11 protein-coding genes are annotated in these 13499 nt (G+C 73.8%); 4 read left to right on the top strand and 7 right to left on the bottom strand.

From position 1 onward, the window contains the following. Window positions 1–45: 45 nt before the first annotated feature. Window positions 46–1290 (top strand): hypothetical protein, encoded by a 1245-nt coding sequence (locus KDN32_RS05910; RefSeq protein ID WP_211731131.1) that lies wholly within the window; start codon window positions 46–48, stop codon window positions 1288–1290. A gap of 1 nt (window position 1291) precedes the next feature. Here the strand turns inward: KDN32_RS05910 and KDN32_RS05905 are convergent, their stop codons facing one another. Further along, window positions 1292–1936, bottom strand: coding sequence for a nucleotidyltransferase domain-containing protein (locus KDN32_RS05905; RefSeq protein ID WP_211731130.1), 645 nt, complete (start codon window positions 1934–1936; stop codon window positions 1292–1294). A 134-nt stretch (window positions 1937–2070) separates the two neighbouring features. Between KDN32_RS05905 and KDN32_RS05900 the strand changes: the two genes are divergently transcribed. Next, window positions 2071–2391, top strand: a complete 321-nt coding sequence (locus KDN32_RS05900) for a nucleoside triphosphate pyrophosphohydrolase family protein (protein WP_211731129.1) — start codon at window positions 2071–2073, stop codon at window positions 2389–2391. 171 nt (window positions 2392–2562) lie between these two features. Here the strand turns inward: KDN32_RS05900 and proB are convergent, their stop codons facing one another. The 6 genes from proB to KDN32_RS05870 form a co-directional block, all read right to left on the bottom strand. Next, window positions 2563–3696 (bottom strand): glutamate 5-kinase, encoded by a 1134-nt coding sequence (gene proB / locus KDN32_RS05895; protein WP_211731128.1) that lies wholly within the window; start codon window positions 3694–3696, stop codon window positions 2563–2565. Further along, window positions 3686–5251 carry a GTPase ObgE gene (gene obgE, locus KDN32_RS05890; protein WP_211731127.1) on the bottom strand — a complete coding sequence of 522 codons (1566 nt, stop codon included), beginning with the start codon at window positions 5249–5251 and terminating at the stop codon, window positions 3686–3688. The genes proB and obgE overlap by 11 nt, the downstream gene beginning before the upstream one ends. A gap of 86 nt (window positions 5252–5337) precedes the next feature. Further along, a complete protein-coding gene (gene rpmA, locus KDN32_RS05885; protein ID WP_056602771.1) occupies window positions 5338–5592 on the bottom strand; it encodes a 50S ribosomal protein L27 in 255 nt (84 codons plus the stop codon). Between the two features lie 45 nt (window positions 5593–5637). Beyond that, window positions 5638–5937 carry a 50S ribosomal protein L21 gene (rplU, locus tag KDN32_RS05880; RefSeq protein ID WP_211731126.1) on the bottom strand — a complete coding sequence of 100 codons (300 nt, stop codon included), beginning with the start codon at window positions 5935–5937 and terminating at the stop codon, window positions 5638–5640. A 183-nt stretch (window positions 5938–6120) separates the two neighbouring features. Beyond that, window positions 6121–9498 carry an Rne/Rng family ribonuclease gene (locus KDN32_RS05875; protein ID WP_211731125.1) on the bottom strand — a complete coding sequence of 1126 codons (3378 nt, stop codon included), beginning with the start codon at window positions 9496–9498 and terminating at the stop codon, window positions 6121–6123. 323 nt (window positions 9499–9821) lie between these two features. Further along, window positions 9822–10547: a TIGR03936 family radical SAM-associated protein gene (locus tag KDN32_RS05870; RefSeq protein ID WP_307853760.1), complete on the bottom strand. Its 726-nt coding sequence runs from the start codon at window positions 10545–10547 to the stop codon at window positions 9822–9824. A 74-nt stretch (window positions 10548–10621) separates the two neighbouring features. Between KDN32_RS05870 and KDN32_RS05865 the strand changes: the two genes are divergently transcribed. Both KDN32_RS05865 and KDN32_RS05860 read left to right on the top strand, forming a co-directional pair. Beyond that, window positions 10622–12013, top strand: coding sequence for a glycosyltransferase family protein (locus KDN32_RS05865; RefSeq protein ID WP_211731123.1), 1392 nt, complete (start codon window positions 10622–10624; stop codon window positions 12011–12013). Then, window positions 12010–13449 (top strand): hypothetical protein, encoded by a 1440-nt coding sequence (locus tag KDN32_RS05860; protein WP_211731122.1) that lies wholly within the window; start codon window positions 12010–12012, stop codon window positions 13447–13449. The genes KDN32_RS05865 and KDN32_RS05860 overlap by 4 nt, the downstream gene beginning before the upstream one ends. Window positions 13450–13499 lie beyond the last annotated feature (50 nt).

Genomic DNA, 13499 nt, shown 5'->3' with positions numbered 1-13499 from the left:
GCGATCCTGCCCCGCGTGCCCCGTCGTGCACCTAGGCTCCGGCCCATGCGTGCGTCCCGGGCCTGGCTCGCCTCCCTCCTGCTGCTGCCGCTCGCCGGGTGCCAGGACGACGGGGGCGGCCGCGACGGCGAGGCCGTCCTCCCCGAGCGCACCGCGCCCGCGGGCATGAACGAGTCGTTGCGCGACGCCGCGCTGGCCCTCGTCGAGGCCCGCGAGCAGGCTTTGGTCGACGGCGACCGCGAGGCCTTCCTCGCCACCATCGACCCGGCGGCCGACGCCTTCGCCCGCAGCCAGGCACGCTGGTGGGACAACGTGGCCCAGCTCCCGGCGAGCGACTTCGCGCTCGACCTCGGGGACGAGGACGTGATGACCCGCGTGGCGGGCGCCGGCGACCTCCAGCTGCCGGTCGACTTCACCATGCGCCTCGACGGCTACGACGAGGGCGCTGTCACGCAGCCGCTGGTCTACACGTTCGTCGGCGACGCCGACGAGGTGCACCTCACCAGCGACCGCAACCTCCAGAGCGACGCCTTCACCGGCTGGGTCCCGGCGCCCTGGGACGTCACCGCGATCACGGTCGAGGAGTCCGACGGCGTGCTCGCCGTCTTCGACGACGGGACGCGGGCCGACGCCGACCGGGTGCACGCCGACATCGTGGCCGCACGCGATGCGATCCGCCCCCTCCTCCCGCCCTGGTCCGGCAGGGTCGTGGCCTACGACATCTCCGACGTCGACGCCATCGACGAGATGAGCGCGATGACCGTGGACGACACCGGCGGTGTCGCCTTCCCGGTGACCCGCCGGCCGGGCAGCCGGCGGTCCGTGGCCTACCGGTTCGCCGTCAACCCGGTCCACACGGCCGGCGGGGCGTGGCGCGGCATCCTGTTCCGTCACGAGCTGGTCCACGTCGCCCTCGGCGACGCCGACGACCGCAGCCCGACCTGGCTGACCGAGGGCGCGGCGGAGCACGTCGCGTACGCCGCCGCGTACGACGAGGTCACCCGGCGCCGGATCCTCGCCGGCGCCCTCGCCGGCGTCACGCCCCGCAGCCTCGCCACCGGACGCGACTTCTACCAGCGCGACCCTCGGGTCAACTACGACCTCGCGCACCTCGCCTGCGCCTACCTCGCCAGCACCGGGGGCGAGGACGCGCTCTGGGACCTGGTGCGGAGCTTCCGTCGGCGTGAGGCGCTGCTCCCCGGTGACGTGGAGGACCTGGTCCGCGCCGAGGTCGGCATGTCGACCGAGCAGCTCGTCTCCGAGGCGCTCGCCTGGGCACGCTCGGCCTGAGTCAGGCCATCTGCTCCAGCCACGGGTGGTCCGCGCGCTCACGGCGTACGGCCTCGCGCAGCCAGTCCTGCTCGGCCGCGCCGAGCAGCGGCCAGGCGACCGCGAGGTCGGCGGTGTCCTTCGTGCGGGCGTGCCGCGCCTTGTGGTGCAGCACCACCTCGGGCCGCATGTAGCGGATGCCGTCGTCGGCCACCCACGTGACGTCCTCGAGCGGCACGACGTGGTCGTCCTCGCGGCGCGACACCCACAGCCCGTCGCGGTCCTCGGACAGCAGGCAGTCGAGGAACCACGGCGCCTGCGCGTGGTCGCGCAGCCACACCTGACCGGCCCCCGGGTGCGGCTCGGGCCACTGCGCGTTGACCGGCCGGATCATCCCGCTGCCGGCCGACCAGACGTGGTGCCGGTCCCCCACCAGCTCGAGGAACCGGGGCAGGTCGCGCAGCCAGATCACCGCGTCGATGTCCTCGTGCGGGCGGTGCCGGCCGGTGAACGCGTCGACGGCCCAGCCGCCGACCACCCACCACTCGCGGTCGTAGTCGGCCATGAACGCGGCGAGCCCGGCGGGGTCCAGCGCCCGCCACTCGCCCCACAGCCGCTCGAAGGCGGCCTGCTCCGCCTCGTCTGCCTCGCTCGGTGTCCAGTGCACACCGGCAGGCTAGCCGGGGCCGCTTTCCCCGGCACCCCGTCGCGACACGCCGCACGCCCGCCACGACACGCCGACGTACGCGGCGCGGGCGTCCAGCTGTGGCCCTCCGCCGCCCTGTGAGGGAGGGTGCCGCCATGGACTTCGAGCAGATGCGCGAGCGGGCACGCGCCATCCGGGCCAGATACGCCCAGGTGGAGGCCGACGCCTACGGCCGGTCGTGGACCACCGAGGAGGTGATGCTCGGGTTCCTCGGCGACGTCGGCGACCTGGCCAAGCTGGTGCAGGGCAAGGCCGGCGTGCGGCCGCGGGAGGATCTCGACGAGGCGCTGGCCCACGAGCTCGCCGACTGCCTGTGGTGCGTGATGACCCTGGCCGACGCCTACGACGTCGACCTCGCCGCGGCCTTCACCTCGACCATGGACGAGCTGGACGCCGCCCTCGCCGCGGAGGACTGACCCGGGAACGGGCGAGACGACCCCCCGGCAGACCGGCCGACCGACCGAACCCGGGGTAGTCCAGTGGCGAAACGTCGATGTGCGGTCGTCCCGACGACGGTTCGCCACTGGACTACCGAGCGTGGCTGAGTGCGTGGAGCAGCTGGGCAGGCGGACTGAGCGGCGTGCCCGCTAGAGCAGGACGAGGTCGTCGCGGTGCACGACCTCGCGCTCGTAGGCCGCGCCGAGCGAGGCCTTGAGCTCGCCGGTGGTGCGGCCGAGGAGCGCCGGCACCTCGTCGGCGTCGAAGTTGACCAGGCCGCGGCCCACGAGGGCTCCGTCCGGGCCGAGCAGGTCGACGGCGTCGCCCGCCACGAAGGTGCCCTCGACGCCGGTGATGCCGGCCGGGAGCAGCGACGCCCCCCGCTCGACGAGCGCTCGCACGGCTCCCGCGTCGAGGGTCAGGTTGCCTTGGCCGGACGTGGCGTGGGCGAGCCACAGCAGCCGGGTCGGGCGGCGCCTGCCGGTCGCCTCGAACAGCGTGCCGACCTCCGAGCCGGCCAGCGCGGCGGCGGCCTGGTCGGCCGAGGTGAGGACGACGTCGATGCCCGCGCCGGTCGCGATCCGCGCCGCGTCGACCTTGGTGGCCATGCCACCGGTGCCGACGCCTGCGGCCCCCGCCGCGCCGACGGTCACCGCCGCGAGGTCCTCCTCCGAGCGCACCACCGGGACCAGTCGGGCGCCGGGACGGCTGGGCGGCCCGTCGTAGAGCCCGTCGACGTCGGAGAGCAGGACCAGCAGGTCGGCGTGGACCAGGTGGGCGACGAGCGCCGCCAGCCGGTCGTTGTCGCCGAAGCGGATCTCCGAGGTGGCGACGGTGTCGTTCTCGTTGACGATCGGCACCACCCCGAGCTCGAGCAGCTTGGCGAACGTCTGGTGGGCGTTGCGATAGCTCGCCCGGCGCATCACGTCGTCGACGGTCAGCAGCACCTGGCCGGTGACGATGCCGTGGCGGGCGAACTCCTCCTGGTAGCGGTGGGCCAGCAGGCCCTGGCCGACCGACGCGGCCGCCTGCTGGGCGGCCAGCACGGTCGGCCGACGGGTCAGCCCGAGCGGCGCGAGGCCGGCCGCGATCGCGCCCGACGAGACCAGCACGACCTCCGCGCCGCCGTCGCGCGCCGCGGCGAGCACCTCCACCAGGCGGCGTACGCGCGCCGGGTCGATGCCGCCCGCCGCGGTCGTCAGCGACGACGACCCGACCTTGACCACGATCCGCCGCGCCGCCGACACGAGGTCGGCCCGGGCGGTCGGGGTCTCAGTCGTCACTGCCGTCCCAGTCGGGATCGTCCTTGCTGCCGATCTCGTAGGCCATCGGACCCACGCCGGAGCTGCCGGTGCTCCGGTTCGGGCCCTTCTTGGCGCGCTCGGCGTCGAGGCGGCGGGCCACGTCGGCGCGCGCCTCCTCCTCGGCCTTGGTCTCCATGCCCTCGGCGATGTCGCGGCGACGGCCGCGGGCCGGACGCTCCTCGCGCAGCCGCTCGTCCTCTCCGCGACGGCCGAGCATCTCCGCGCCGGCCTCGATGCTCGGCTTGAAGTCGAAGACGACCGAGTTGGCCTCGGGGCCGATGATGACGGTGTCGCCCTCCTGGGCGCCCATCTGGGCCAGCTTGACCTCGACGCCGAGCCGGTTGAGCCGGTCGGCGAGGAACCCGACGGCCTCCTCGTTGCTGAAGTCGGTCTGGCGCACCCAGCGCTCGGGCTTGGTGCCCCGGACCCGCCAGCCCTCCTCCGTGGCGACCACCTCGAAGTCGTCGCCGCCGTCGACCGCGCGCGGGCGGATCACGATCCGCTCGGGCTCGACGGCCGGGACGGCCGCGCGGGCCGCCACGACGATCTCGGCCATCGCGAAGGTGAGCTCGCGCAGGCCGGCGCCGGAGGCCGCGCTGACCTCGAAGACCCGCAGGTCGCGGGCGCGGAGCTCCTCGACCACCATGTCCGCGATGTCCTGGCCGTCGGGGACGTCCACCTTGTTGAGTGCGACCAGCCGCGGGCGGTCCTCGAGACCGCCGTAGCGCGCCAGCTCGCCCTCGATCACCTCGAGGTCGTCGAGCGGGTTGCGGCCCGGCTCGATCGAGGCCGTGTCGACGACGTGGACGATCGCCGCGCACCGCTCCACGTGGCGCAGGAAGTCGTGCCCGAGGCCGCGACCGTCGGCCGCGCCCTCGATCAGCCCGGGGACGTCGGCGACCACGAAGGTGGTCTCGCCTGCGGTGACGACCCCGAGGTTGGGGATGAGCGTCGTGAACGGGTAGTCCGCGATCTTCGGCCGCGCCCGGGAGATCGCCGCGATCAGCGACGACTTGCCGGCGCTGGGGAACCCGACGAGACCGATGTCGGCGACGACCTTCAGCTCGAGGCGCACGACGAGCTCGTCGCCCGGCTCCCCGAGGAGCGCGAAGCCGGGGGCCTTGCGCTTGGAGGAGGCCAGCGCGGCGTTGCCGAGACCGCCTCGACCGCCCTGCGCGACCACGACCGTGGTGCCGTGGCCGACGAGGTCGGCGAGCACGGTGCCGTCCTGGTCCTTGACCAGCGTGCCGTCGGGGACCGCGAGGACGAGGTCCTTGCCGTTGCCACCGTTCTTGTGGTCGCCGGCGCCCTGGCCACCGTTGTCGGCGCGGCGCTTGGGGCTGTGGTGGTAGTCGACGAGCGTCGTCACGCTCGTGTCGACCTGCAGGATGATCGAGCCGCCCTGACCGCCGTTGCCGCCGTCGGGGCCACCGAGCGGCTTGAACTTCTCCCGCTTGACCGAGGCGACGCCGTTGCCACCTCGTCCGGCCGCGAGGTGGAGCGTGGCCTGGTCGACGAACGTGGGGATGGCCATGACTGATCCTTCTGCTGCTGAAATGGCGAAGGGCGCCCCGAGTCTAGGGGCGCCCTTCGGTGAAGACGTTCAGTGTCGCGGGAGCGTCACTCGCCGGGAACGATGTTCACGACCTTGCGACCGCGGCGGGTGCCGAACTCGACGGCGCCGGCCTGCAGGGCGAACAGCGTGTCGTCGCCACCGCGACCCACTCCGGTGCCCGGGTGGAAGTGCGTGCCGCGCTGGCGGACGATGATCTCGCCGGCGCCGACGACCTGGCCGCCGAAGCGCTTCACGCCGAGGCGCTGGGCGTTGGAGTCACGACCGTTCTTGGTGCTCGCGGCACCCTTCTTGTGAGCCATTGTTCAGTCCTTCTCGGAGAGTGGGATCGTCCTCGAGCGCAGGGCTCAGAGGGAGATGTCGGTGACCTTGACCTGGGTGTACTTCTGGCGGTGACCCTGGCGCTTCTTGTAGCCGGTCTTGTTCTTGTACTTCTGGATGACGATCTTCGGGCCCTTGGTGCGGCCGGTGACCTCGACGGTCACGCTGGCCTTGTCGAGGCCGGTCGCGGTGACCTTGTCGCCGTCGACGACCATCACCACGGGAAGGGTCATGGTGTCACCGGTGGCAGCCATCGCGTCGATCTCGATGACGTCGCCGACGGCAACCTTCTGCTGCTTGCTGCCACTGCGCACGACTGCGTACACGGCGAGTCACTCTCCTCAGAACTACAGGTGATGAAAATTGCGGGACTGCGCACGACACCGCCTGGACTTCGGGCGAGTACGCCACGTGGCGGGCGCGCAGAATCGGTGTGTCGAACACCGAGGAACAACAGTACGCGATGGGGTGGCGACCGGGCAAAACGAGGCCCGGCCACCTCCCCGGGGTCAGCGCTTGCGCGAACCCTTGCGCTTGATCGGGACGTGCTCGACGCTCGACGCCTCCGCGGCGGGCGCCTCCGCGCCGTCGCTCGCGGCCGCACCACCGGGCTCGACGCCCGCCGTGCCGGGCTCGACCGCACCCGACTCGGGCAGCGTCCCCGCGACCCCGGAGCTCGTCGTCGCCGACGCCAGCGCGGACGGCGGGCCGGCCGGTCGGCTCGCGGAACGACGGCGCGTACGCGTCACCACCCGCGGCTTCTCCGGCTCGGGCGCCACCTCGGCCTCGGGAGCCTGGTCGGCCTCGGGGGCCTGCTCGGGCTCGGGGGCCCGCTCGGGCTCGGGCGCCACCTCGGCCTCCGGAGCCTGCTCGGGCTCGGCGACAGGCGCGGCGGCGGTCTCGACGGCCGTCTCGTCGGCGGTCGCCTCGACGCTCGACTCCGTGGTCTCCTCGGGAGCCTCGGCGGACTCCTCGGCGGACTCCTCGGCGATCTCCTCGGCCGGCTTGTCGTGGCGCGCCATGGCCGCCACGTCCTTGGGCGAGGGAGCGGCGGCGGCCGGCTGGTCGGCCGGATGCTGCTCGCTGCCGTTCTCGCCGTTCGCCCCACGCCGCCCGCGACGGCGGCCGGCGCGTCGACCCTCGCCGTCGTCGGACCTGGCGTGCGGGTCGACCGGCTGGTCGCGGACGACGACGCCGCGGCCGTGGCAGTGCTCGCAGTTCTCGCTGAACGCCTCGAGCAGACCGGTACCGATGCGCTTGCGGGTCATCTGCACCAGGCCGAGCGAGGTCACCTCGGCGACCTGGTGGCGGGTGCGGTCGCGGCCCAGGCACTCGACGAGGCGGCGCACCACCAGGTCGCGGTTGGACTCGAGGACCATGTCGATGAAGTCGACGACGATGATGCCGCCGATGTCGCGCAGCCGGAGCTGGCGCACGATCTCCTCCGCGGCCTCGAGGTTGTTCTTGGTGACGGTCTCCTCGAGGTTGCCGCCGGAGCCGGTGAACTTGCCGGTGTTGACGTCGACGACCGTCATCGCCTCGGTGCGGTCGATGATCAGCGAGCCACCGGACGGCAGCCAGACCTTGCGGTCGAGGCCCTTGCTGATCTGCTCGTCGATCCGGTAGGTCGAGAACACGTCGCCGGCACCGTTGCGCTGGTACTTCTCCACGCGATCGGCGAGGTCGGGGGCGACCGACTCGACGTAGCCGCGGACGGTGTCCCAGACGTCGTCGCCCTCGATGACGAGCTTGGAGAAGTCCTCGGTGAACAGGTCGCGGACGACCTTGAGGGTGAGGTCCGGCTCGCCGTAGAGCAGCTGCGGGCCGGAGCCCTTGTGGGTCGCCTTCTTCTCGATCTCCTCCCAGCGCGCCTTGAGCCGCTCGACGTCGCGGGTCAGCTCCTCCTCGCTTGCGCCCTCGGCCGCGGTGCGCACGATGACGCCGGCCGTGTCGGGGACGATCTCCTTGAGGAGGGTCTTGAGGCGGTTGCGCTCGGTGTCGGGGAGCTTGCGCGAGATGCCGGAGGTGGTGCCGTCGGGGACGTAGACGAGGAACCGCCCGGCCAGGCTGACCTGGCTGGTGAGGCGGGCGCCCTTGTGGCCGACCGGGTCCTTGGTGACCTGGACCAGGACCATCTGGCCGCTGGTGAGGACCGACTCGATCTTGCGCGGCTGGCCGTCCTTGTGGCCCAGCGCGGACCAGTTGACCTCGCCGGCGTAGAGGACCGCGTTGCGGCCCTTGCCGATGTCGATGAACGCCGCCTCCATCGAGGGGAGCACGTTCTGCACCCGGCCGAGGTAGACGTTGCCGATGAGCGAGGTCTGCGACTCGCGGGCCACGTAGTGCTCGACGAGCACGCGGTCCTCGAGGACGCCGATCTGGGTGAGGTCCTCACGCTGGCGGATGACCATCACGCGGTCGACCGACTCGCGGCGCGCCAGGAACTCGGCCTCGCTCACGATCGGCGCACGCCGGCGTCCGGCCTCGCGGCCCTCGCGGCGGCGCTGCTTCTTGGCCTCGAGGCGCGTCGACCCCGACACCGCGGTGATCTGGTCCTCGGCGCTGCGTGCCTTGCGGACCCGCGTGACGGTGTTCGGGTCGTCGTCGTCGCCCCCGCTGTCGTCACCGGCGCGGCGGCGGCGACGGCGGCGTCGCGAGGAGCCCCCGCTGTCGTCGCCGGCGTCGGACTGGTCGGGGCCGGTCGAGCCGCCCTCGGCGGCGTCGGTCGCGTCGGTCGACTCCGCCGACGAGTCACCCTCGGCGCCCTCGCTGCCCTCCCCGCCCTCGGCGGACGCGTCGGAGGACTTGCGGCGCCGGCGGCCGCCACGGCGACGGCGGCGACGCGGCGCGCCGCCCTCGGCGTCGTCGTCGGACTGCTCGTCGTCGGTCTCGGACCCGGCGTCGGAGTCGGCCTGCTCGGCGTCATCCGCAGCGGCGTCGTCGGACGCGGTCTCGGCCGTCGCCTCGTCCGGCGTGGCCTCGGCCTCGGCCTCGGCGTCCTCGTCCTCGGCGACCTCGGCGGGCACCGCCTCGGCGGCCTTCTTGCCTCCGCGCTTGCGGCTGCGCGAGCGGGTGGTGGGCGCAGCCTCCGGCGACGAGGCGGCAGCCGTGTCCTCGGCCGCGGTCTCGTCGGCTGCTGCGGCAGCAGGGTCCACGGCGGTGTCGGCGTCCGTCGCCGAGCCGGACTTCCTGGCGCCCGACTTCTTGCTGGACTTCTTGGCGCCGGACTTCCTGGCAGGCGCGGCGTCGGCAGCGACGTCAGCAGCGACGTCGGCAGCCTGGCCGGCGGGCGCGTCGTCCGTCGCGGCGGCGGCTGCTGCGGGCGCCGCCTTCGTGCGGGTGCGGCGCGTGGTGGTGACGACCGGCGCCTGGAACAGGACGGCGTGGCCGGTGTCGGCGTCGGTCGCGGGGGCGTCGGGGGCCGCGGTGGCCTCGGCCGCCGGCGCCTCGTCGGCGGCAGGGGTGGCAGCGGCCTTCTTCGTGGTCCGCTTGGCGGCGGCCTTCTTGGCCGGCGCGCGCTTGGCGGCGGCCTTCTTCGCCGGCACGGCCTCGGGCGACTCCGCGGCGGGGGCCTCAGGGGCCTCGGTCGTCTCGGACGCCTCAGGTGCCGCGGCGGCCTTCTTGGTGGTCCGCTTGGCAGCCGTCTTCTTGGCGGGTGCGCGCTTGGCGGCGGCCTTCTTCACCGGCGCGGCCTCGGCCGGCGCCTCGGCGGTCGCCTCGGTCGCCTCGGTCGTCTCGGCCGCCTCGGGTGCCGCGGCGGCCTTCTTCGCGGTGCGCGACGAGCGCGTCCGGCGCGTGACGACGGGCGCCGCGGGCGTCTCCGACGCCGCGCTCACCTCGCCATTCGCGGTCTCGGTGGTGGTGTCGGGCTGGTCGGAATCGAGCATGCGGTGCTCCTCGGGCACCTGAGGGTGCCGATACGGCGTCCACCGCTCTCGCACGGCGATCCCGGGGGACGCAAAGATTCTGTGGCGGCGACCCCCTCCGCGGGTGCGTCTCCGGCGGCCTTCCGCCACCCGCCGCGGTCGCCGGGCCCAGTGGGAGTCGCTGTCACCGACTCCTCAGGCCGCGTCGCGGTCCGGTGACGTCCACCCGTCCGGGGTGCCGGCCACGTGGTGCGACCGGCGAGAACGTCGTCGGCTCGACGGGATCCTGACGGTCGTCAGGGCGTCGAACGTGGCGAGTATCGCACACGGGCGGCCGGCTGGCCCTATGCGCGAGTCGCCAGCGGGTCGCCGACCTCGCCGGAGGCCAGCAGCGGCCCCTGCGCCAGGCGGGTCATCAGCGGCGCCTCCCCCGCGTCGAGCCCGGCCACGGCGGCGAGGCCGCGCAGGACGTCGTCGGGGCGGACGGCCGGGGTCCCGTGGCGCAGCACCACGTCGAGGGACGTACGCCCGGTCGCCGGGGCGTCCGCCAGGACGCTGAGCGCGACCACCGCGCCGCGGGCGTCGAACTCCCGCATCCCCTTCTTGGTCATCCGCTCGACCAGCGCCTCGTCCGCGGCGAGGAACCGCTCCACGGCCGCGGTCGTGACGTCGGGACCGGCCGCGACGTCGATGCGCCAGCGGCTGGCCTCGAGCAGGTCGGCGAGCGACCCGCCGGGCGACTCGACGACCTCGAGCACGTCGAGGCCGGGCGGCAGCGCCTCGTCGAGGACGGCGTGGATCGCGGCCGGGTCGACCACCTCGGCGAGCGCGAGCTCGAGGTACTCCGCCTCGCTCGCGGAGCCGGTGGGCGCCGCGCCGGCGTAGGAGATCCGGGGGTGCGGGTTGAAGCCCGACGAGTACGCCATCGGGACCCGGGCGCGGAAGACCGCGCGCTCGAAGGCGCGGCTGAAGTCGCGGTGGCTGGTGAAGCGGAGCCGGCCGCGCTTGGCGTAGCGCACGCGGAGGCGCTGGACGGGCGGGGCCTGCTGCTCGGGCTGCTGCTGGGGCACGAGGGGAAACGGTAGTCGCCCGCGGTCTGTGGTTAGGTGCTGACCGTCGCCGGACGCTGAAGGGGGAGAGATCCGTGCGCAAGGACACACCGTCGCGCCCATGGCTGGTCCCGGTGGTGGTGGCGGGGACCTTGGTGATCCTGCTGACCGCACTGTGGCGCGAGGCCGGGTCGAACCGGCCGATGAGCGCCGTCGACGAGCACATGCACCTCGACACCCACGCGCACGTGCACCGGGGCGACTTCCCCCACCGCGGGTCGCTGATGACGATGGACGTCGTGCGCGAGTGGGCCTGCGGCGTCGGGCACGAGTCCGGCGAGGCGATGGCGCCGTGCGACCACCCCGACCTGGGCCCGAACTCGCTCCCGTCCGGGATCTACAGCTCCGGCTACATCCACTACCCCACCTACTTCGTCGCGGCCGAGGGCTACCGGGCCGTCGTCGACGCGGTGAGCGACACCGACGACGCGGACTCGTTCGTCGACACCTACCGCCACTTCGCCACGCTGATGAGCGTCCTGGGGGTCGCGCTGTGCCTGCTCGGCGGGTGGCGCCTCGGGTTCCGCGGCACGGCGCTCGTGGCGGCGACCTTCGTGCCCTCCGCGACGGCCGGGATCCTGCTCTACGGCACGATCGCCAACCCGCAGTCCACCGCGGTGCTCAGCGGCGCGCTGATCGCGTGGGCCGGCCTGCGGTGGGCCCTCGACCGGGGCGGGTTCTGGCCGCTCGCCGCGGCGACCGCGCTCGGCGCGTCGGTCGCGGTGGTCGACTCGCTGCCCGCGGGGGCGTTCATGGTGGCGATGACGGCCGTGCTGGTGCTGCGTCGCCTCGGCTGGCAGGTGGGCGGCGCCTGGCAGCCGCGCTGGTGGCAGCTGGGGCTCCTGACGGCCCTGGTGGTCGCGCCGGTCATCGCCTACGGCGCGTTCATCTCCTCGCGTGCCACGCTCAGCAACGCCGAGCTCTACGCCTTCGCGCCGCTCGGCGGGCTCGGGAACGTCGTGTCGGGAGGGGTCTGGGAGCTCTCGATCCTGCACACCCCGTGGTACGAGACGTCGTCCCTGTCGGCCGGCCAGGACGCCCCGCTCGTGCAGCACCTGGCGCGCTCGGCGGTCCAGGGCGTGCCGCTCTGGGTGACGATCGCGGTCTTCGGCTGCCTCGTGGTCGCCGCTGCACGCGGGGCGACCGCGCCGCGCGACCCGCGCACCCACGCTCGTACGATCGCCGTCGTGCCGCTGCTGGTCCTCTCCTCACTCGTCGCGCTGCTGCTGTTCCCACCCGCCATGCGGGTCAGCAACGCCGTGAACCTCGGCTTCGACTACCCGGTCGTGGCTCGCTACGCGATGTCGTTCACCCCGCTGCTCGTGTGGCTGGTGCTGCTGTCCACCCCGGGACGCCCCGCCCTGGCCCGCGCACTCGCGCTGCTGGGCGTCGGCGGCGTCCTCGGCGTGACGCTGGCGGTCTGGTGAGGACGCCGACGGCCGCCGCCCGCGGGCGGCTCCGCTCCAGGGCCGCGTCGGCCTTGGGTGTCGGGGTCCTCGTCGCGGGGCTGCTGCTGACCCTCGTGACGACCTGGCGGCTCGCCAGCGAGGGCAAGCCGCTCTCCCCCGTCGACGAGGTCGCGCACGCCGACACCGCGTTCAAGGTGCACCGCGGCACCTACCCCTACCGCGGCGCCGAGTTCGGGCGCCCGCTGGTCGACACGTGGACCTGCTACACCGGCCACCAGACCATCACCTTCAAGGCCGCGTGCGACTCACCGAAGGCGCGCGCCGACCGGCTGCCGATGTCGTCCGGTCCCCTGACGACCGGCTACATCCACTACCCGACCTACTTCGTCGCCGGCGAGGTGTTCCGGCGCGCGGTCGACCTGGTCACGCCGGACCCGCGCTGGGACATCGACACCTACCGGCAGTTCGCCGCGGTCGTCGCAGCCGCCGGCATGGCACTCTGCGCCTGGGTGGCGCGTCGCCTCGGGCTCGGCCCGGCCGGCCAGGTGGCGGCCGCCTTCACGCCGGTCGCCGCACCGTCCGTGCTCGTCTACTCCACGATGGTCAACCCGATGTCGGCCGCGGTGCTGTGCGGCGCCCTGGTCGCCGGTGCGGGCCTGCGCTGGATGATGACCGGCCGCGGGTTCGGCTGGCTGGCCGGCGCGACCGCTGTGGCCGCCGCGGTCGCGGTGACGGCGTCGTTGCCGGCGGGCGTGTTCCTGCTCGCCGTGCTGCTCGGGCTGGTGCTGAAGGCACGCGGTCGCCGCTTCAACAGCGCCTGGGACCCCCAGTGGTGGCACGCCGCGGTGCTGGCCGCCCTCCTCGTCGTCCCGATCCTCGCGTTCGGGGTCTTCATCAGCGCCCGGGCGACCGTCGGCAACGACGTGATCTACGCCGCGTACGCCGCCACCGGCTGGGACAAGATCGCCCTCGGCGTCTGGGCGGAGGTCTTCGCCTCCCACCTGCCGTGGGTCGAGGACGGCAGCCTGGTGCGCCCCGACCTCGGCACGGTCCGGGTCTGGATCCGCTCCGCCGGCGTCGGCATGCCGCTGCTGGTCACCGCGATCGTCACCGGCGGCCTGGTGGCCGCCGCCACGGGGGTGCTGCGGCGCCGCGACCCCGCCCCCGCCCGCCGGCCAGTCGCGGCGACCACGCCGGCGGCCCCGGTGCGGGTGCTCCAGCTGGCGGCCGCCTCGACCCTGCTGGGCCTGCTCGCCTACCCGCCCCTGCTGCGCCTGCTCAACGCCATCAACGTGGGGATCGACTTCCCGGTCGTCTCGCGCTACTCGATCTCCCTCGCGCCGCTGTTCGTCCTCGTGGTCCTCCTCCTGGCGCGCGACCACCCGTGGTTCGCGCGCGTGCTCGGGACCGTCAGCACCGTCGCCGTCGTCGCCTGGTGCGTGACCGCGTGGTGAGCCCCTGTCATTTTCCGATCCCTCCTCACCAGCGTCTAGGTTGGATCGTC

It is taken from the genome of Nocardioides palaemonis (genome assembly GCF_018275325.1).
GTDB lineage: Bacteria > Actinomycetota > Actinomycetes > Propionibacteriales > Nocardioidaceae > Nocardioides > Nocardioides palaemonis.
The sequence above is the reverse complement of the archived record's forward strand: the minus strand, read 5'-3'. Positions and strand labels throughout refer to the sequence as shown.